At 64.3% G+C, this 16878-nt stretch carries 19 protein-coding genes; 4 read left to right on the top strand and 15 right to left on the bottom strand.

Annotation, left to right across the window (positions count from 1 at the left end; translation table 11 throughout):
* Nucleotides 1-186 (top strand): hypothetical protein (locus XI05_RS28370; protein ID WP_271507973.1); only part of this gene is annotated, 186 nt, incomplete at its 5' end.
* A 354-nt stretch (nucleotides 187-540) separates the two neighbouring features.
* Here XI05_RS28370 and XI05_RS28365 read toward each other — a convergent pair.
* Nucleotides 541-843 carry a hypothetical protein gene (locus XI05_RS28365; protein ID WP_271507970.1) on the bottom strand — a complete coding sequence of 101 codons (303 nt, stop codon included), beginning with the start codon at nucleotides 841-843 and terminating at the stop codon, nucleotides 541-543.
* Between the two features lie 236 nt (nucleotides 844-1079).
* Here XI05_RS28365 and argE point away from each other — a divergent pair, with 236 nt between their 5' ends.
* Entirely contained in the window at nucleotides 1080-2258 is a 1179-nt protein-coding gene (gene argE / locus XI05_RS28360; RefSeq protein WP_271507968.1) for an acetylornithine deacetylase, read from the top strand.
* A gap of 120 nt (nucleotides 2259-2378) precedes the next feature.
* On the opposite strand, the gene XI05_RS28355 is transcribed toward argE, so the two are convergent.
* The 3 genes from XI05_RS28355 to XI05_RS28345 all read right to left on the bottom strand — a co-directional run bounded on the left by XI05_RS28355 (nucleotide 2379) and on the right by XI05_RS28345 (nucleotide 5790).
* Entirely contained in the window at nucleotides 2379-3005 is a 627-nt protein-coding gene (locus XI05_RS28355; RefSeq protein ID WP_271507965.1) for a LysE family translocator, read from the bottom strand.
* Between the two features lie 350 nt (nucleotides 3006-3355).
* On the bottom strand, nucleotides 3356-4414 hold the full coding sequence (locus XI05_RS28350; protein ID WP_271507961.1) for a phosphotransferase family protein: 1059 nt from the start codon (nucleotides 4412-4414) through the stop codon (nucleotides 3356-3358).
* A gap of 140 nt (nucleotides 4415-4554) precedes the next feature.
* On the bottom strand, nucleotides 4555-5790 hold the full coding sequence (locus XI05_RS28345) for an acyl-CoA dehydrogenase family protein (protein ID WP_172783166.1): 1236 nt from the start codon (nucleotides 5788-5790) through the stop codon (nucleotides 4555-4557).
* Between the two features lie 207 nt (nucleotides 5791-5997).
* On the opposite strand from XI05_RS28345, the gene XI05_RS28340 reads away from it, so the two are divergent.
* Nucleotides 5998-6660, top strand: coding sequence for a TetR/AcrR family transcriptional regulator (locus XI05_RS28340; RefSeq protein WP_271507959.1), 663 nt, complete (start codon nucleotides 5998-6000; stop codon nucleotides 6658-6660).
* Between the two features lie 80 nt (nucleotides 6661-6740).
* Here the strand turns inward: XI05_RS28340 and XI05_RS28335 are convergent, their stop codons facing one another.
* The 10 genes from XI05_RS28335 to XI05_RS28290 all read right to left on the bottom strand — a co-directional run bounded on the left by XI05_RS28335 (nucleotide 6741) and on the right by XI05_RS28290 (nucleotide 15362).
* The gene (locus XI05_RS28335; RefSeq protein ID WP_271507956.1) at nucleotides 6741-7133 is read right to left on the bottom strand and encodes a RidA family protein; all 393 of its coding nucleotides are present in this window, start codon (nucleotides 7131-7133) and stop codon (nucleotides 6741-6743) included.
* A 94-nt stretch (nucleotides 7134-7227) separates the two neighbouring features.
* Nucleotides 7228-7443, bottom strand: coding sequence for a hypothetical protein (locus XI05_RS28330; RefSeq protein ID WP_025037058.1), 216 nt, complete (start codon nucleotides 7441-7443; stop codon nucleotides 7228-7230).
* Nucleotides 7444-7644: 201 nt separating this feature from the next.
* Entirely contained in the window at nucleotides 7645-8874 is a 1230-nt protein-coding gene (locus XI05_RS28325; protein WP_271508001.1) for a CaiB/BaiF CoA transferase family protein, read from the bottom strand.
* 181 nt (nucleotides 8875-9055) lie between these two features.
* Nucleotides 9056-10258 carry an MFS transporter gene (locus XI05_RS28320; RefSeq protein ID WP_271507954.1) on the bottom strand — a complete coding sequence of 401 codons (1203 nt, stop codon included), beginning with the start codon at nucleotides 10256-10258 and terminating at the stop codon, nucleotides 9056-9058.
* Between the two features lie 131 nt (nucleotides 10259-10389).
* On the bottom strand, nucleotides 10390-11217 hold the full coding sequence (locus XI05_RS28315) for a 3-keto-5-aminohexanoate cleavage protein (protein ID WP_271507951.1): 828 nt from the start codon (nucleotides 11215-11217) through the stop codon (nucleotides 10390-10392).
* Between the two features lie 117 nt (nucleotides 11218-11334).
* A complete protein-coding gene (locus XI05_RS28310) occupies nucleotides 11335-12732 on the bottom strand; it encodes an MFS transporter (protein WP_271507949.1) in 1398 nt (465 codons plus the stop codon).
* Between the two features lie 358 nt (nucleotides 12733-13090).
* Nucleotides 13091-13261, bottom strand: coding sequence for a hypothetical protein (locus tag XI05_RS28305; protein ID WP_271507946.1), 171 nt, complete (start codon nucleotides 13259-13261; stop codon nucleotides 13091-13093).
* A 32-nt stretch (nucleotides 13262-13293) separates the two neighbouring features.
* A complete protein-coding gene (locus XI05_RS28300) occupies nucleotides 13294-13509 on the bottom strand; it encodes a hypothetical protein (RefSeq protein ID WP_271507942.1) in 216 nt (71 codons plus the stop codon).
* Between the two features lie 66 nt (nucleotides 13510-13575).
* Entirely contained in the window at nucleotides 13576-14913 is a 1338-nt protein-coding gene (locus tag XI05_RS28295) for a PQQ-dependent sugar dehydrogenase (RefSeq protein WP_271507940.1), read from the bottom strand.
* Nucleotides 14910-15362 (bottom strand): DUF2231 domain-containing protein, encoded by a 453-nt coding sequence (locus XI05_RS28290; protein ID WP_271507938.1) that lies wholly within the window; start codon nucleotides 15360-15362, stop codon nucleotides 14910-14912. Before XI05_RS28290 ends, XI05_RS28295 begins: the two co-directional genes overlap by 4 nt.
* Nucleotides 15363-15525: 163 nt before the next feature.
* On the opposite strand from XI05_RS28290, the gene XI05_RS28285 reads away from it, so the two are divergent.
* Nucleotides 15526-16389 (top strand): formate/nitrite transporter family protein, encoded by an 864-nt coding sequence (locus XI05_RS28285; RefSeq protein ID WP_271507936.1) that lies wholly within the window; start codon nucleotides 15526-15528, stop codon nucleotides 16387-16389.
* Nucleotides 16390-16560: 171 nt separating this feature from the next.
* Here XI05_RS28285 and XI05_RS28280 read toward each other — a convergent pair whose 3' ends face one another.
* Complete coding sequence (locus tag XI05_RS28280) at nucleotides 16561-16746, bottom strand: hypothetical protein (RefSeq protein ID WP_271507933.1); 186 nt, start codon at nucleotides 16744-16746, stop codon at nucleotides 16561-16563.
* Between the last annotated feature and the right edge of the window lie 132 nt (nucleotides 16747-16878).

The raw sequence follows: 16878 nt of genomic DNA, 5'->3' as shown, positions 1-16878 counted from the left end.
GCTACGGCGTTTGTTGCTGCGTGGGCCCCGGCTCTGCAGGGCATCACTTCGTGCTACGCAGCGTCCGGGGCACGAGAGCGGAGGTTGGCGCACACCTGCCTCAACATCGTCATTGCGAGCGCAGCGAAGCAATCCAGAATCTTTCTGCGGATGCATTTCTGGATTGCTTCGCTGCGCTCGCAATGACGGAGTGTGGCAGGAGATCGCCCTGCAAATGCGACTGTCATTCCCCGCGAAGGCGGGGAATCCAGTACGCCGCGGCCTATCGATTGAGCCATAACTGTCTCGGAGTACTGGATCGCCCGGTTAAACCGGGCGATGACAGCGAGTGTGTCGTTGCAGGCACGCCTTCGCGTCCTCGCGGCGCATCTCGCCCGAGCTTTGCCTGGTGGCTTCGCCCTCTGTGAAAAGGGCGCAGGGAAGACCGGGTGCCGGCCGGGCACCCACGGTCCACTGTGCGAAAGGTGGCAACAAGAATTTGCACAGCGGCATACAGGTGAAGCCAAACATCCGGCCTTCCCTGCGCAGTGGTTTTACGGCTTATGTCGCGCTCTCCCCGGGGAGCGATGCACTATTGCCCCCGTCGCCTTGCGGATGGCTGATGCGCATCGCCCGGTCGGGCAACCACATCACCACAAGACTTGACACACAGACCCCGGGCGTCAGGACCACACGATTTTGCCGTACGCCGATGGCACCGGTCGTATGCGCGAGGTCCTCGCTCACGGTTGCCCGCCCTGCAAAGCCGTTCGCGCCGACGCCATCCGCGTCCACCGCCGCCCGGCCCGCGTTCGTGACGATCGCGATACGCCCCTCTTCCTTGGGCCGGGTTGCGCGACACATACGTCATTTCCGAATTTCGGTAAAGTGGAATATTTCATCGGCCTCGTCTTGACCGATGCCTTGGTGTTTTGCCCGACGGACAACGCAAGGTTTGGTAGACCTCCCCGTCATTCCGGGGCGCGACGAAGTCGCGAGGCCGGAATGACGGCTGCGGTGTTGATTTGCCCATCCCACCGCCACGTTGGTATGGTTCCTGCAGGCACCTCAGCCTTCCTGCTCTCCAACAGAATATGACAATGCCAAGCTCAAGACCCGACCGCATCCGAAAGCTCCTCGCCGACCTCGTCTCGTTCGACACCGTCAGCGACCGCACCAACCTGCCCCTGATTGCCCATATCGAGAGCTATCTCGCCTCCTTCGGTATCAAGGGCGAGCGCATCGTCGACGACACTGGCGAGAAGGCTTCGCTCTGGGTCACGATCGGGCCGGAGGATCGGCCGGGATTCGTGCTGTCGGGCCATACCGATGTGGTGCCTGTCGTGGGCCAGGACTGGAGCCATGATCCGTTCAAGCTGGTGGAGCGCGACGGCAAGCTCTACGGCCGCGGCACCACCGACATGAAGGGCTATGTCGCGGTGTGCCTCGCCATGGTGCCGGAGATGGTGGAGGCGAGACTCAAGACGCCAATTCATCTGGCGATCTCCTATGACGAGGAGATCGGCTGCGTCGGCGTGAGGCCGATGCTGCACGAGGTCGCGAAGAAGACGATCAGGCCGCTCGGCGCCTTCATCGGCGAGCCGACCCAGATGCAGGTCATCATCGGCCACAAGGGCAAGCATGGCGTGCGCGCCACGTTCCGCGGGCTCGCGCGTCATTCCTCGATCGCCCCCGACGGCGTCAATGCGATCGAATATGCCGCCGAACTGATCGTCGAGATCCGCCGCCGCGCCGTGGCGCTCGAGGCTGCGCGATCGAGCGACAGCATCTACGACGTGCCGCATTCGACGCTGCTCACCAGCATCGTGCATGGCGGCGCGGCGCTGAACATCGTGCCGGATACCTGCACCGTGGATTTCGAATGCCGCGGCATCGGCATCACCGAGTCCAAGGAGGTGACCGATGCGATCGTCGCCTGGGCCAAGGCCGAGATCGAGCCGGCGATGAAGGCGAGGCATCCCGACTGCGGCATCGATTTCGAGGAGATCCTCGACTATCCCGCACTCGACACCGCCGCCGGCGCCGCCATCGTGACGCTGGCCAAGAGCCTCGCGGGGCGCAACGACCACGCCAAGGTCGCTTTCGGCACCGAGGCGAGCCTGTTCGCCAGCATCGCCGACATCCCCTCGGTGGTGATCGGCCCCGGCGCGATCGCACAGGCGCATACGCCGGACGAGTTCGTGGAGATGGCAGAGCTGGAGAAGTGCGCGGGGTTTGTTGAGAGGCTGATCGCGCATTGTGCGAAGACGGCGTCTTAGGCGGCGCTGCCGTAGGGTGGGCAAAGCGAAGCGTGCCCACCACTATTACCTGATCGCGCAAAGATGGTGGGCACAGCGCTACGCGCTTTTGCCCACCCTACGAGAGCCAGGCTGGCCGCCTCACCGCTCCTGCAGGGCGAGCCGAACGCCGACTGCGCAGTAAATGGTCCCGACCACCTTGCCCTGCCATCTGACGACAGCCGGGTGACGGCGAAGAAGTTGGCCGAGACGCCCCGCCCCTACGGCGAACACGACCGTGCTGACGAGGCCGAGCAGCACGAAGACCATGCCGAGGATCGCAAGCTGAAGAGCGGTTGATCCGGACTCCGGCTGGACGAATTGCGGCAGGAACGCCAGGAAGAACAGCGCGGTCTTGGGATTGAGCACTTCGGCCAGCACGGCCTCGCGGAATGCGCGACCTGCGCTGATCGTGGGGGCGCTGCCGTTCAGCTCGATCGGCGCCTTGTCCAGCATCGCGCGAATGCCGAGATAGATCAGGAACGCGGCGCCCGCATATTTGACGATGCTGAACAGCAACGCCGATGTGGCGATGATCGCCGAGAGTCCGACAATCGCCATCCCCGTGTGTACCACGTCTCCAGCGGCGATTCCCGCACCCGTGGCGATGCCGACCTTCGTTCCCGAGCTTGCCGCCCGCGCCATGGTGAGCAGCGTTGCCGGTCCCGGAATGAAGACGAAACCGAGCACGATGAGGACGTAAGTGATGAGGGTAGTGTGGTCGATCATGCGCGGGTCTCCCGGAGCGGATTGGGCACACAAGGAATACAAGGACTCGGTCGCTGCGAAAGGCGCTTGCGCGGTGTGAATTGCGAGTCTCGCATTCCGCCTCCTCGTCATTGCGAGCGCAGCGAAGCAATCCAGGCTGCCACCGCTGAAATAATCTGGATTGCTTCGCTGCGCTCGCAATGACGGAGACTACGAAGCGTAGGTGCCGTAGGGTGGGCAAAGCGAAGCGTGCCCACCGTTTTCGTGTGATCGCGGAGAGATGGTGGGCACGGCGCTACGCGCCTTTGCCCACCCTACGAAACCAGCCGCGAAGAAAAAAGGCGCGGCCATCAGCCGCGCCTTCGTTGTTCCTACACCGCGCCTGCCTTCTGCGCGTATTCCCATGAGGCCTTTGACAGCGGCACGGTGCGCTTGGCTGACTCCAGCGCCTTGGCGTTGGCGGCGGTGCCGTCGCGGACGCGGCCGGCGATGCCTTGGGTGATGCCGGCGAGACGGAACAAATTGTAGGCGAAATACCAGTTGAGATCAGGCACCGTCATCTGCGTGACGTTGCAGTAAATCTGCGCCGCCTCCTCCACGCTCGGGATATTGAGCGCCTTGAGATCGGCGCCCTCGAGGCCCGGCATGATCCACTGCATCAAGAGATAGGTGAAGTCGGCCATGGGATCGCCGAGCGTCGACAGCTCCCAGTCCAGCACGGCCTGCACGCGCGGTTCCGTCGCGTGGAAAATCATGTTGTCGAGGCGGTAATCGCCATGGACGACCGAGACGCGCGCCTGCTCCGGCACGGTCCTGGGCAGCCATTCGGCGACCTTCTCGAACTCGGGAATGTGCTGGGTCTCGGAAGCCCGGTACTGCTTGGTCCAGCGGTCGATCTGCCGCGCAAAATAGTTGCCGGGCTTGCCGAAGTCGCCGAGCCCGATGGCAACAGGATCGAACATGTGGAGCTTGGCCAGCGTCTCGATCTTGCTGGTGAAGATCTTTCGGCGCGCGTCAGGATCCTGGCTCGGCAGCGTCGGATCCCAGAACACGCGCCCCTCCTCCATCGACATGATGTAGAAGGCCGCGCCGATGACGCCGTCGTCCTGGCACAGCGCATAGGCGCGCGCGACCGGAAAGCCCTGCTTTCCAAGGGCCGCGATGACGCGATATTCGCGGTCGACCGCATGCGCCGAGGGCAGCAGCTTGCCGAACGGCTTGCGGCGCATCACGTAGGAACGGTTCGGCGTGTTAAGGCGATAGGTTGGGTTGGACTGGCCGCCCTTGAACTGGAGCACGACCAGCGGGCCTCCATAACCTTCCACGTTCTCGCGCATCCACGCCTCGAGGCGCAGCTCGTCGAAACGATGCCGCTCCTCGACCGGCTTGGTGCCCGAGAACTCTTCGTCTTTCCTGACGCCGTCAGCCACGGTGACGCTCCCTCTTCAGTCCTGACCATTTCAGGTCGAGCATGATCCTAATCGGTAACCGCTGACGCACTTGCGTCAAGCGGTCACCGGATCAAGCCCTGTCGTTGCTTCAGGTCGGGAGCGCCGTCGGGCCCTCCCTCTCAGTGACTTGGAGAGTTTGCATACTTCCGAAGCTCGAGCCTGGCAATGGCGCGGTTGTGCACCTCGTCCGGGCCGTCGGCGAGACGGAGCGTGCGGATGTGGGCGTAGTCCTTGGCAAGGCCCGCTTCATCCGAGACGCCGCCGCCACCGAAGGCCTGGATCGCCTCGTCGATGATCTTCAACGCCATGTTGGGCGCGGCGACCTTGATCATGGCGATCTCGGCCTGTGCGGTCTTGTTGCCGACCTTGTCCATCATGTCGGCCGCCTTGAGGCACAAAAGCCGCGTCATCTCGATGTTGGTGCGGGCTTCGCCGATGCGCTGCTCCCAAACGCTGTGCTCGACGATCTTCTTGCCGAACGCGGTGCGCGAGGCGAGCCGCTTCACCATCTTCTCCAGCGCCTCCTCGGCCTTGCCGATGGTGCGCATGCAGTGATGGATACGGCCCGGACCGAGACGGCCCTGCGCAATCTCGAAGCCGCGGCCTTCGCCGAGCAGGATGTTCTCCTTCGGTACGCGCACGTTCTCGAGCAGCACCTGGGCATGGCCGTGGGGCGCGTCGTCGAAGCCGAACACCGGCAGCATCTTCTCCACCTTGATGCCTGGCGTGTCGAGCGGAACCAGGATCTGCGACTGCTGCTGGTGCTTGGCCGCCTTGAAGTCGGTCTTGCCCATCAGGATCGCGATCTTGCAGCGGGGATCGCCGACGCCGGACGACCACCATTTGCGACCGTTGATGACGTAATGGTCGCCGTCGCGCTCGATGCGGGTCTCGATGTTGGTGGCGTCGGACGAGGCGACCGCCGGTTCCGTCATCAAGAAGGCGGAGCGGATCTCACCGTCCATCAGCGGGCGCAGCCATTTCCGCTTCTGCTCCTTGGTGCCGTAGCGGATGAACACTTCCATGTTGCCGGTGTCGGGCGCGGAACAATTGAACACTTCCGAGGCCCAGGTGATGCGGCCCATCTCTTCCGACAAAAGCGCGTATTCGAGATTGGTCAGTCCCGCGCCGCGGAATTCGTCGTCCTCATGCTCGCTCGGCGGCATGAACATGTTCCAGAGGCCTTCGGCCTTCGCCTTCTTCTTGAGGTCCTCGAGGACCGGGATCACCTTCCAGCGGTCGCCGCTCTTGTCCTGCTGATCGTAGATCGGCACAGCCGGGCGCACGTGCTTGGCCATGAAGGACCGCACGCGGTCGAGCCATTCCTTCTGCTTGGGCGACATATCGAAGTCCATGGGACGCTCCTCTCTTTCGCTAGTCCTTTTGCCCGGACTGTCCTCCCGCATCGCGTGACCCGCAAGCGCGAATGCGCCGGCGTTGCGGACCTGTCGAAACCCGGCCGCTTTTGCGAACGAGTCCCGAATGCGGATTGACTTTTCCCGGCCTTCAAACGATAGTTTCATACAACTGTTTGAATTGCAACTCCCTCCCCGAGGGCATCCATGGCCAGCGATCATACGAGGTCTGCCATTCTCGCCGCCGCCGAACGGCTCTATGCCGACCGCGGCTTCGGCGACGTGACGCTGCGCGACATCGTCGCGGAGGCCGGCGTCAACCTCGCCGCGGTGAACTATCATTTCGGCTCCAAGGACGAGCTGATCGCGGAACTGTTCGTCACGCGGTCGATCGCCACCAACCGCGAGCGCCTGCGCGAATTGAAGGCGGCGGAGGAGCAAGGCGGCGGCCGCGCGCCGATCGAGGTGATCCTGCGCGCGCTGGTCGGGCCGACCTTGCGCGGCTGCCTGGGGCCGGAGAACCAGCGCTCGACCGCCGCGCGCTTCATGATCCGCGCCTCGATCGAATCCGTGCCGCCGATCCGGCGCATCAAGAACCGCGAGATCGACCATTTGCGCAAATTCGCCGGCGCGATGCGACGATCCCTGCCCGACCGCAGCGACGTCGATATCTATTGGGGCCTCAACTTCGCGCTCGCGATGGCGCATCACACCATCCGCGAGAGCGAGCGGCTGACCAAGCTGTCGGAAGGCAAATGCGATCTCGACGACGTCGAGGACGTGGTCGCGCGCGTCGTCAGCGTGGCGACGATGGCGCTGACGGCGGGGCGGGCGGAGAGCAAGGCGCCTTCAAAGGTAGCGGCGCGCTAGCGCATGATCCGGACCCGAAGGGCCGCGTTAGCGCAAAGTGCGAAGCGGTTTTCCGAAAAGACCATGCGTACTTTGGAGCCTCACATCATCGCGATGCAGTCGATCTCGACGTCGAAGGGGCCAAACCATTCCGGCGTGCAGACGAAGATCCGCGCCGGCGGGTCATGCGGGAAGTAACGCGCATAAACCGCGTTGAAGGCGGCGAAGTGTTTGGTCGAGGTGCAATAGACGTTGCACTTCATAACGTTGTCGAGGGAGGCGCCGGCCGTCTCGAGGCACAGCTTCATCTGCTCCATGATGATCTCGCTCTGACGCTCGATCGGGGCAACGGCGATCTCGCCGGTGCCGGGGTCGAACGGTGGCAGGCCGGACACGAAGATCATGTTGCCGGCGCGCGTCACCGGCGAGGTCGGCGCCTTCCAGCGATCGAGGAACGACGAGATCGGTTCGACGCGGAGCGCTTCGCGTTTCATGGCGGCCACCTTCGGTTCGAGCGAGTCTATCCGCTGACTACACGATTCTGCAGCCGGCATGGTTCGCTTAAGCTCGAAGTGTGGATGCGGGGAACTACGCCCGCTGCGGCATCTCCTCGGCCTCTTCCTTGGCAAGCAGCAGCAGCATCTCGATGCCCATCTCGCCTTCCTGCGGTGAGCGGATGAACTTGATCTCGTCAGCGCTTTGCCGCAGCGCGGCAATGATGGCGACGGCCTGATTGGCGGTGGCCGCCTCGGTCGCCAGAACGGCCTTCTGGTCCTTGGCCTGGAACCCGATCGTGTAGGACATTCACTTCCCTCCCCGAACTCAAGTGGAGAGATCGAAACAGAGTCTGAGGCAAAGCGGAAGCCTGTGCGACTACGGACCGGGATTAACGGGGGTTGCGGGCAAGCTTCACGCAAGCCCCAGCATGGTGCGCGCGTCGCATGGCTGCCGCAACAGTCGCGCTGCGCTTGAATCCCGGCCTCTTGGCGGCGGGAACAGAGAGCGTCAGATGATGCCCTGCTGCTTCAGCGCATCGATCTTGCCGGCATCATAGCCGAGCTTGCCGCCGAGCACCTCCTGGGTGTGCTCGCCCAGAAGCGGCGGGGCACGGTAGTCCTTGATCGGGGTCTCCGAGAGCGTCAGCGCGTTGCGGACCAGCGACAGATCGGGCTCGAAGGGATGGTTCACATTCACCCGCATGCCGCGCGACTGAACGTGCGGGTCGGAGAACACCTGCTCGAAATTGTTGATCGGCCCCGAGGGCACGCCGGCCTCCTCCAGCTTGTCCAGCCAGTAGGCCACCGGCTGCTTCAGGAACAGGCCGGCGAAGATCGCCATGATCTCCTTGCCGTGCACAACGCGGTCGTTGTTCTTGACGAAGCGCGGATCGTTCGCGAGCTCGGGCGCACCGAGCACGGCGCAGGTGCGCTGAAACTGGCCGTCATTGCCGACCACCAGCATCAGCTCGCCGTCGGCGCAGCGGAACACGCCGGCCGGCATGCCGCCATTGCCCCAGGTGCCGCGGCGCGGCGGCGTCTTGCCGTTGACGAGATAGATCTGCAGCCAGTGCGACAAGGATGCGATCACGGTATCGAACAGGCAGACGTCGATGTGCTGTCCCTGCCCGCCCCTGGCGTCGCGATGGTAGAGCGCCGAGAGAATTCCGATCGAGGCGTTCATGCCGGTCATGTAATCGACGATCGACGGGCCGACCTTCATCGGGCCCTCGCCAGGCTCGCCGTCGATATGGCCGGTGACGCTCATCAGCCCGCCCATCGCCTGCAGGATGGCGTCGTAGCCGGCGCGCGGCGCATAGGGTCCGGTCTGGCCGAAGCCGGTCACCGAACAATAGATGATGCCGGGATTGATCGCCTTGATGGTCTCATAGTCAAGGCCGTAGCGCTTGAGATCGCCGACCTTGTAATTCTCCATGAAGACGTCGGCGTCCTTGGCGAGCTCGCGGACGATCGCCTGCCCTTCGGGCTTGGCGATGTTGACGGTGACCGACTTCTTGTTGCGGTTGGCGCAGAGATAGAACGAATTGTTGTTGTTGGCCTTGCCCTCGGGGTCGGCCAGGTAAGGCGGTCCGAAGGCGCGCGCGTCGTCGCCGGTGCCCGGCCGCTCGATCTTGATCACCTCTGCACCGAGATCGCCCAGCATCTGGGCCGACAGCGGCCCGGCCAGCACGCGGGTGAGGTCAAGGATCTTGATGCCTGAGAGCGGCAGGGCCGACATGTAAGCTTCCTCCGGGAACTGGATCTTGGCGCGGCGCGCGGGATCGCAGGCGGCGCTTCCTGCGGATACCATCATTTTCGCGCCCTGAGCACTGCACTGGCGGCATACGGCTATCTCCTCCTGTGGCCGGAGGTGATCGCCATCCGCAAACTTTCCGCGCCGCGAATATTGCGTGATCGGTTCAGGTCGCAACCACCGCCACCCGCGGCCGGCGTCGAGCGAGCAGAACCAGGATCAGCACCGTCGCGCAGGAGAACACCAGCGTCAGGCCGAGCGCGCCGCGGCTGCCGAATTGGGTGAGCAGACCGACCAGGAGCGGCGGCGAGATCGCGGAGGCCAGATTGAGCGGCAGCGCGATCATCGACATCGCCTTGGCGAACTCGGCCTGGTCGTAGAACACGAGCGGGATGGTCGCCCGCGCCACCGCCATTGCGCCGCTGCCGGCGCCATAGAGCAGGATGAAGACCGCCACCGCCCAGGTGGCGCCCTCGCTCGTCATCAGCAGCAGCATGGCGAGCGGCAACGCACTGCCCGCGACGAGCCCGGTGGTGATGCCGTCCCATCGCCCGCCGCCGAGGAAATCCAGCCCGCGGGCGCTGACCTGGATCACGCCCAGCATCGAGCCGAACAAAAGCGCCTGAGCCGGCGCCAGCCCCTCCGCCCGCAACAGCTCGATCAGGATCGCGCCGATGCCGAAATTGACGAAGGCGTTCAGCGTGATCGCGGCGACGACGAGGCCGAAGGTGCTCCGTGCAATCGCGGGTGGCGGCAGCCGCTTCGCCGGCGCGGCGCCATCGTCCTTTGCGATCTTCCGGCGCGGCGCGGCGAACGCATAGAGCGGGAGGCTGACGAGGAGCATCATCGCCGCGTAGACCAGGCACGTCCCCCGCCAGCCGAGATGACCGCTCAGGAACGAGGTCGTCGGCCAGAAGATGCTGCTGGACAGGCCCGTCACCAGCATCAGCGCGCCGATCGCGTTCTTGGCCTGCCGGCCTGCGATCTCGTTCAACATGATATAGGCGCCGGTCGACAGCGTGGCGCTGCCGGCGACGCCGAGGATGATCCATGCGGCGAAATACAGCATCGGCTCGCGCGCGAGTGACAGCAGCACGAAGCCCGGCGCAGTGACGATCGTGCCGACCATCATGACCGTCCGCGCCCCGTGCCGCGCAAACGACTTCGCGAGCAGCGGGCCGCACAGCCCCATCGAGACGTAGAGGACGGACGTCCCGGCGAACACTGCCGGCAGGCTCATGCCGAGATCGGCGGCGAGATCGCGCCCGACGATGGCGGGAAGCCCGATCGTGCCCCATCCGACCAGCTGCGTGATCGCAAGCACCAGCAGGACCCCGATGAGCCTGCCGTCAGATTTCAAGAACTGCATTCCAAACGTCGCCTGCCCGGCAGGCGCCGAGTACGCCTGTAGCACCTGTCTACTCGGAGACTCGGGCCACGGGAACGCCGGCCGCCGAATGGCAGGCGGGAGCCGGAAGCATGTCAGGCGAGGAAGTCGCCCTACCCTGCTATGGCGAGCAGCGATCGCGCTTCGGTCGCGGTCGCAACGCGCCGGCCATGGCGCGCGACCGCCTCGCAGGCCAGGGTCACGAGCTCGGCGTTGCTGGCAGCAAGGCGCGTCTTGTCGATGCGGATATTGTCCTCGAGCCCGGTGCGGACGGCGTCCGCGCCGCGGGCGAGCGCCCAGCCCATGACTTCGGCCTGGTGGCGGCCGATTCCGGCCGCGGTCCAGGTCGCCTTCGGGATCAGCCGCCTGAGCTCGCCCAGGAGAATGTCGAGCACATGCTCGTCCGCCGGCATGGCGTTCTTGACGCCCATGACGAACTGCACGTGCGGACGCGCGTCGATGAGGCCCGCCTCGATCAGGCGGCGGGCGCCATGCAGATGCGACAGATCGAAAATCTCGATTTCCGGCCGGATGCCGTTCGCCTTCATGCCGGTGGCGAGCGTCTCGACCAGCGCGGCGCTGTTCTCGTAGACGATGGTCGGAAAGTTCACCGATCCGGTCGAGAGCGAGGCCATGTCGGGCTTGAGGTAGAGCGCCGATCCGCGTGCCGAGGGATCGCGGCCGCGCCCGCCGGTCGAGAACTGGACAATCATATCCGGACAATGCTTTTTGATCCCCTCCTGCACCCGGGCAAAACGCTCGGGGTCGGAGGACGGCGTCTCGTCATCGTTGCGGACGTGGATATGCGCGAGCGTGGCGCCCGCCTCGAAGGCCTGATGCGTCGATTCGATCTGCTCGGAGGGCAGGATCGGCACCGCCGGATTGTCCTTCTTGCGCGGAACGGAGCCGGTGATGGCGACGGCAATGACAGCGGGGTTCATCCAGCGACCTCATGATCTTCGCGCTCGCGCGCACAACGTTCGGCTCGTCTTGCTACGCGTGAAACCCTGCCGCCGCAACATTGGTCAATCGCAGCGACAGGGCCTTGTTCGTCCGGGTCAGGTCGGAAGTGCGGTCGCCCGGCTTGCTGCTGCCGCACGCTGCCGCTCATAATCGTCCCGGGCCATCGGAACGGCCTGGGGATTGCCGAGATCGTCGATCTTGATCCGATAGGTCTCGCGGGCCGTGACAGCCGCCAGCGCCGCGATGACCGTGATGCCGAAGGCGATCGCCCCGACCGTCAGGGGAATGTTGGCCGATCCGGGAGGCGCCACGGTCGCGAACAACGCAGGCAGCAATGCGGTGATCGTGGTCCCGATGTTCTGCGAGATCGCCATCGCCGACACCCTTGTGCGGGTCGGAAACAGCTCCGGATAGAAGCTCGGGAAGATCGCGTTGTAGCCCTGATAGACCACGCCCCACATCAACAGCGACAGCAGGATCGCGAGCGGCACGTTCCGGATGCTGATGGCATAGAGATAGCCGAAGGCGAGCAGGCCGGAGAGCAGCGCGCCCACGATGATCGGAGGCTTGCGGCCGACCTTGTCGGAGAGATGGCCGACGAAGGGAATGACGAATACGGCCAGCATGTTGCCGAGCACCGGGATCCAGAGATAGACGTCCTTCGCAAAGCCGATGCCATAGGCCGGCTGCACCGCATAGGCCGCGCCGAAGATGGTCGCAACGACCGGAATCACGTTCATCAGCGCCATGCAGATGACCCGGAGCATGTCGGGCCAGCTCAAGCGGATGGCCTGGACGATCGGAGCCCGCGGCGTTTCTCCGCGCTTCTCCTCCCGGGCAAAGGCCGGCGTTTCGTCGACTTCGCGGCGGATAATGTAGCCGGCGACGATGACGAAGAAGCTGAGCAGGAACGGGATCCGCCAGCCCCAGCTGTTGAAGGCCTCGGTCGGCATGTAGGCCGCCAGCGGCAGGAAGACGGCTGCCGCGAGAATTTGTCCGGCCTGCACGCCCTGAAGAGCGAAGCTCGCATAGAAGCCGCGCCGGCCGAACGGCGCGTGCTCCAGGATCATCGAGCTCGCGCCGGAGATTTCGCCGGCCACGGCAAATCCCTGCACGAGGCGCAACATCACGAGCAGGATCGGCGCCAGGATGCCGGCTTGCTGATAGGTCGGCAGCAATCCGACCGCCATCGTCGAAATGCCCATCAGGAACATGCAGACGATGAGCACGGTCTTGCGGCCATGCGTGTCGCCCCAATGACCGAGCACGAACGCCCCGATCGGCCGCGCGACGTAGCCGACGCCATAGGTCGCAAGCGATGCGACGATCGCAACGGTGGGGTTGTCGGATGGGAAGAAGATCTGCGGGAAGATCAGCGACGCCGCCGTCGCGTAGATGAAGAAGTCGTAATATTCGAGAGCCGAGCCGATCCAGCCGCTTGCAGCAGCCTTTCTGGACTGACTCATGTCATGGATCGCACGCGTGGTAGCCATCAGAGAATGTCCTCCCGATCTGTCTTGTTTGTTGACGTCCCGTTGGCGGGCTTCGTTGGAAAATTCGGCAGCAATCCCCAGGCGCTCTGCGGAGCTCCGCGAGCGCTTGGCACTGCCGATCGGTGTCTTGAGTGAGGAGGAGCATAGGCTTTCGCCTGGATAACACAATTACCCAGTTATGCGATAAACCTAACATGATGTTATGGCGGGCGAACGCCCGGGCAGCGGCGATGCTCGGGGCCGGCGGCACGCACGATGTCCTCGAAGCCGATGGCTCGATTTCAAATGCCTATGCGGAAATGATGGGGGGTTGCCGCGCGCCGCGTGCGGTTCATCGGGTAGCCGCGGCGGAGCCGCCTCAAGCCGTGTGGCCGGGATCGACCTGCTTCGGTGTCTTCTTCTCGCGCTGCGGCGTCATTTTGGCCGGATCGGGCGCGCCCGGCACGCCGCGGGGACCGAGCTGCTCGCGCTGAATGTCGTCCTCGGAGCGGGATGGCTCGACGCCGTTGGGCTCACGGGGCTTGGTCATCGCGTCTCCTTTTAAAAGCGTAGCCTTGCTTCTCAAGCGTTGTCCTTGACGCCGAGCGCGTTGCCTCCCACCTCGCGGCCGGGCACGCTGACCTGGACTTCATGTCCCTCACGCAACGCGAGGGATGCGGCGGCGACTGCGGACTCGAAAGCAGCTTCCTTGGTGGCGTATGTGTTCTTGACGTCGCCGTCATGAAGCACGCCCCACTCGTCTCGCACCGGCACGATGGCATATTGCGCAAGGCCCATTGTCCACTCCTGGCTCTGTCAGAATCTGGCTTTCAGCACCTGTTGTCCGATAACGCGCCGGCGGGCTTAACGTTGCGTCAGCTGCGGATGGGTCGCGCTCACCCGCCAGACCGTGTTGCCGCTGTCGTCCGCGACCAAGAGCGCGCCGGTTTTGTCGAAGGCGACACCGACCGGGCGGCCGCGCGCCTTGTTGTCGCTGTTGAGGAACCCGGTGACGACGTCCTGCGGCGGGCCGCTCGGCTTGCCGTCCTGGAACGGCACGAACACGACCTTGTAGCCATTGAGCACCTGCCTGTTCCAGCTGCCGTGCTCGCCGACGAAGGCGCCGCCGCGATAGGCGGCCGGCAGGCCGGTGCCGGTGTTGAAGGCAAGCCCGAGCGGGGCGACATGCGAACTCAGCGCGTAATCAGGCACGATCGCCTTGGCGACGAGATCCGGCCGCTCCGGCTTGACCCGGGGATCGACGTGCTGGCCGAAATAGCTGTAGGGCCAGCCGTAGAAGCCGCCGTCCTTCACCGAGGTCATGTAATCGGGCACGAGATCGGGACCGAGTTCGTCGCGCTCGTTCACGACCGTCCACAATGCGCCGGTCTGCGGCTCGAAGCTGAGGCCGTTGGGATTGCGCAGGCCGCTTGCGAAGACGCGCCAGCGGCCGCTGGCGCGATCGATCTCGAGGATGGCGGCGCGGTTGTGCTCGGCCTCCAGGCCGTTCTCGGTGATGTTGCTGTTGGAGCCGACACCCGCATAGAGCTTCGAGCCGTCGGGGCTGGCGACCAGGCTCTTGGTCCAGTGATGGTTGATCGGACCGCCCGGTAGCGGGGTCAGCACCGTGCCGGGTGCGGTGATCTTGGTGTCCCCCTCCGTGTAGGGATATCTGACGATGGCGTCGGTATTGGCAACATAGAGGTCGTTGCCAACTAGCGCGACGCCGAACGGCGAGTTGAGATGGTCGAGGAAGACGGTTTGCGTCTCCGGCACGCCGTCGCCATTGCTGTCGCGCAGCAGCGTGATGCGGTTACCCGGCCCGGTGTCGTCACTGCCGGAAGTCGCCCAGGATTCGATATATCCCATGACGAATTCCTTGGGCCGCTTGATCGCGCCTCCCTTGGGCGCCTTGGATTCCGCCACCAGCACATCGCCATTTGGAAGAACGTAGATGAAGCGAGGATGCTGCAGGCCGGTCGCGAAGGCCTTGATTTGCAGCCCCTCAGCCACATTAGGCGTCTCATCCTTCTTCCAGCCGACGATGCGCGCAATGTGGACCGGCGGCAGCAGATATTGCTGGATCTCCGGAAGCGCCGGGTTGGCGCCGACTTGGGCGTTGGGATCGCCGCTGCCGTCATTGCAGCCGGCCAGACCCAGCAGCGACGCGCAGAGCAGCGCGCGGACCATCGCAGACTTCATCGCGCAACTCCCACGCCGTGGCGATAGACCATGGCCCAGCCGAGCCAGCCCGTGATCGGCAGGATCAACACAGTGACCGCGGACAGAATGAGCCCGCTCGGCCACACCGAGGTCCAGGCATCGCGCATGTGGATCATGGTGTTGAAGATCGCCAGGATCAGCGCCAGCGCATTGCCGATCAGATGCGGCCAGGCCGGCGCCTGCGCCCGCACCAAGCGGTTGCCGAGGAAATCGATCAGCCCCGCGATCGCCGCCAGCACACCGAAGATGACGCCGGCGAGCAGCAGCCAGGCCGAAAAATCCGCCCACATGATCTCGGCGCTAGCGACATAGGCGATGTCGGTCAGCAGCGCCCCGATGAAACACGCGATCGGGATCGGCACCAACATGGGATGAATCGGATGACCCGCGATCTCAGCGGTCGAACGCACGCGCACGTCATCTTGCACGGCTGACCTCGTGACTTTTAGCCTTGCCCGTACGGCGAACTCCCGCTCATGACGAAGGTTCCTGCGCGCTCTGCATCGCACACCGAGCCAGGCCACACCGTTTACGGGAACTGAATGGGACACCGAAAGTCTTGACTTGGATCATCCTTCTGGAGATCGCAGCGTGGATCAACCTGGCGACGGCGCCTCATTCAGCCCTGCATCCAAGCTCGACGGCGTGTCGCCACGCCAGACCAGGCAGATCGAGTCTCAGAGCCGGCCGAGCGCCGCGCTGATCCATGAGACGATCCGCGCCGAAGGCGAGCAGGAGCTGGAGCGACGATGGTGGGCCATCGTGCTATCAGGTTTTGCCGCCGGCCTTTCGATCAGCCTGTCGCTGATCGTTCAGGGCGAGTTTCACGCGCTGATCTCGGACGAGGCAATACGACGCCTGGTGGCTCCGCTCGGCTACACCGTCGGCTTCCTGGTCGTCGTGCTGGGACGACAACAGCTTTTCACCGAGAACACGCTGACGCCGATCCTCCCGCTGCTGCACAACAGGGATCTCGGCACCTTGGGACGCGTGCTCAAACTGTGGCTCCTGGTTCTCGCCTCGAACATCGCAGGGACCTGGGCAGTCGCCTCCGCGCTCGTTCACACCAACGTCTTCGAACCGCGCATCGTGGACGCCTTCGTCGATCTCAGCCGACCCACGATCGAGGGGACGTTCTCAACCACCTTCGTCAAGGCCATCTTCGCCAGCTGGCTGATCGCCTCGATGGCCTGGCTTCTTCCGGCTGCCAAAGGCTCGCGCGCGCACATCATCGTGGTGATGACCTATGTGGTCGCACTCGGCCAGTTCGCGCACATCGTCGCGGGTTCGGTCGAGTGCGCCTTTCTGGTGCAGAGCGGCCGGGCATCGTTCGCCCAATATGCGTCCGACTTCTTCATGCCGACGCTGCTCGGCAATATCCTGGGCGGAACGACTCTGGTTGCGCTGCTGAACTACGGACAGGTCGCCGCCGAGATCGACGAGCATAGGGAATAAAGCCGGCGCGAGAGCGACTGTTTTGGACGGGAACCCTCGCGAGCCCGGTCTCGGCTTAGGGCGAGCAGGAACTGGAGCGGCGATGGTGGGCTACCGCGCTGTCCGGTTTTGCCGCCGGCCTTCCCTCAAGCCAGGAGTGGCAACACGTCAGTTGAGGGAACGATCATTGTGTCACTTCGCGTAGCCCTGCGATCGAAGCCAAGCGATCCGGCGCTCCCCGTCCATCCACTCATCGATTTCGGCTTTGCTCGTGAAGCCCGTGATCTCTCGAGGTTCTGCGCCGGGGTACTCGGCGACGATGGTCCAATCGCCCTCCGAGTTACGACGTGGTTTGAAGCTCACTTTTACTTTTGCCATGCCGAACTATGCAGGATAGCGCGCGAAATAGGAACCTCAGATCGTGCAGACCAGGAGCCTCTTACAACACCTCGCGCTCAGCATTGGTGACCACGGGCTTCAACTGAGGTGCAAAATGCGCCAGCCATGACG

Origin of the sequence: Bradyrhizobium sp. CCBAU 11357, assembly GCF_028128865.1 — a bacterium.
Lineage (GTDB): Bacteria > Pseudomonadota > Alphaproteobacteria > Rhizobiales > Xanthobacteraceae > Bradyrhizobium.
This window is presented reverse-complemented; position numbering and strand designations above follow the sequence as displayed.

Coding starts and splice junctions, on each gene's coding strand:
- XI05_RS28365 (WP_271507970.1), bottom strand. CDS start 843: ATGTGTCGCGCAACCCGGCCCAAGGAAGAGGGGCGTATCGCGATCGTC.
- argE (WP_271507968.1), top strand. CDS start 1,080: ATGCCAAGCTCAAGACCCGACCGCATCCGAAAGCTCCTCGCCGACCTC.
- XI05_RS28355 (WP_271507965.1), bottom strand. CDS start 3,005: ATGATCGACCACACTACCCTCATCACTTACGTCCTCATCGTGCTCGGT.
- XI05_RS28345 (WP_172783166.1), bottom strand. CDS start 5,790: ATGGACTTCGATATGTCGCCCAAGCAGAAGGAATGGCTCGACCGCGTG.
- XI05_RS28340 (WP_271507959.1), top strand. CDS start 5,998: ATGGCCAGCGATCATACGAGGTCTGCCATTCTCGCCGCCGCCGAACGG.
- XI05_RS28335 (WP_271507956.1), bottom strand. CDS start 7,133: ATGAAACGCGAAGCGCTCCGCGTCGAACCGATCTCGTCGTTCCTCGAT.
- XI05_RS28330 (WP_025037058.1), bottom strand. CDS start 7,443: ATGTCCTACACGATCGGGTTCCAGGCCAAGGACCAGAAGGCCGTTCTG.
- XI05_RS28325 (WP_271508001.1), bottom strand. CDS start 8,874: ATGTCGGCCCTGCCGCTCTCAGGCATCAAGATCCTTGACCTCACCCGC.
- XI05_RS28320 (WP_271507954.1), bottom strand. CDS start 10,258: ATGCAGTTCTTGAAATCTGACGGCAGGCTCATCGGGGTCCTGCTGGTG.
- XI05_RS28315 (WP_271507951.1), bottom strand. CDS start 11,217: ATGAACCCCGCTGTCATTGCCGTCGCCATCACCGGCTCCGTTCCGCGC.
- XI05_RS28310 (WP_271507949.1), bottom strand. CDS start 12,732: ATGGCTACCACGCGTGCGATCCATGACATGAGTCAGTCCAGAAAGGCT.
- XI05_RS28305 (WP_271507946.1), bottom strand. CDS start 13,261: ATGACCAAGCCCCGTGAGCCCAACGGCGTCGAGCCATCCCGCTCCGAG.
- XI05_RS28300 (WP_271507942.1), bottom strand. CDS start 13,509: ATGGGCCTTGCGCAATATGCCATCGTGCCGGTGCGAGACGAGTGGGGC.
- XI05_RS28295 (WP_271507940.1), bottom strand. CDS start 14,913: ATGAAGTCTGCGATGGTCCGCGCGCTGCTCTGCGCGTCGCTGCTGGGT.
- XI05_RS28280 (WP_271507933.1), bottom strand. CDS start 16,746: ATGGCAAAAGTAAAAGTGAGCTTCAAACCACGTCGTAACTCGGAGGGC.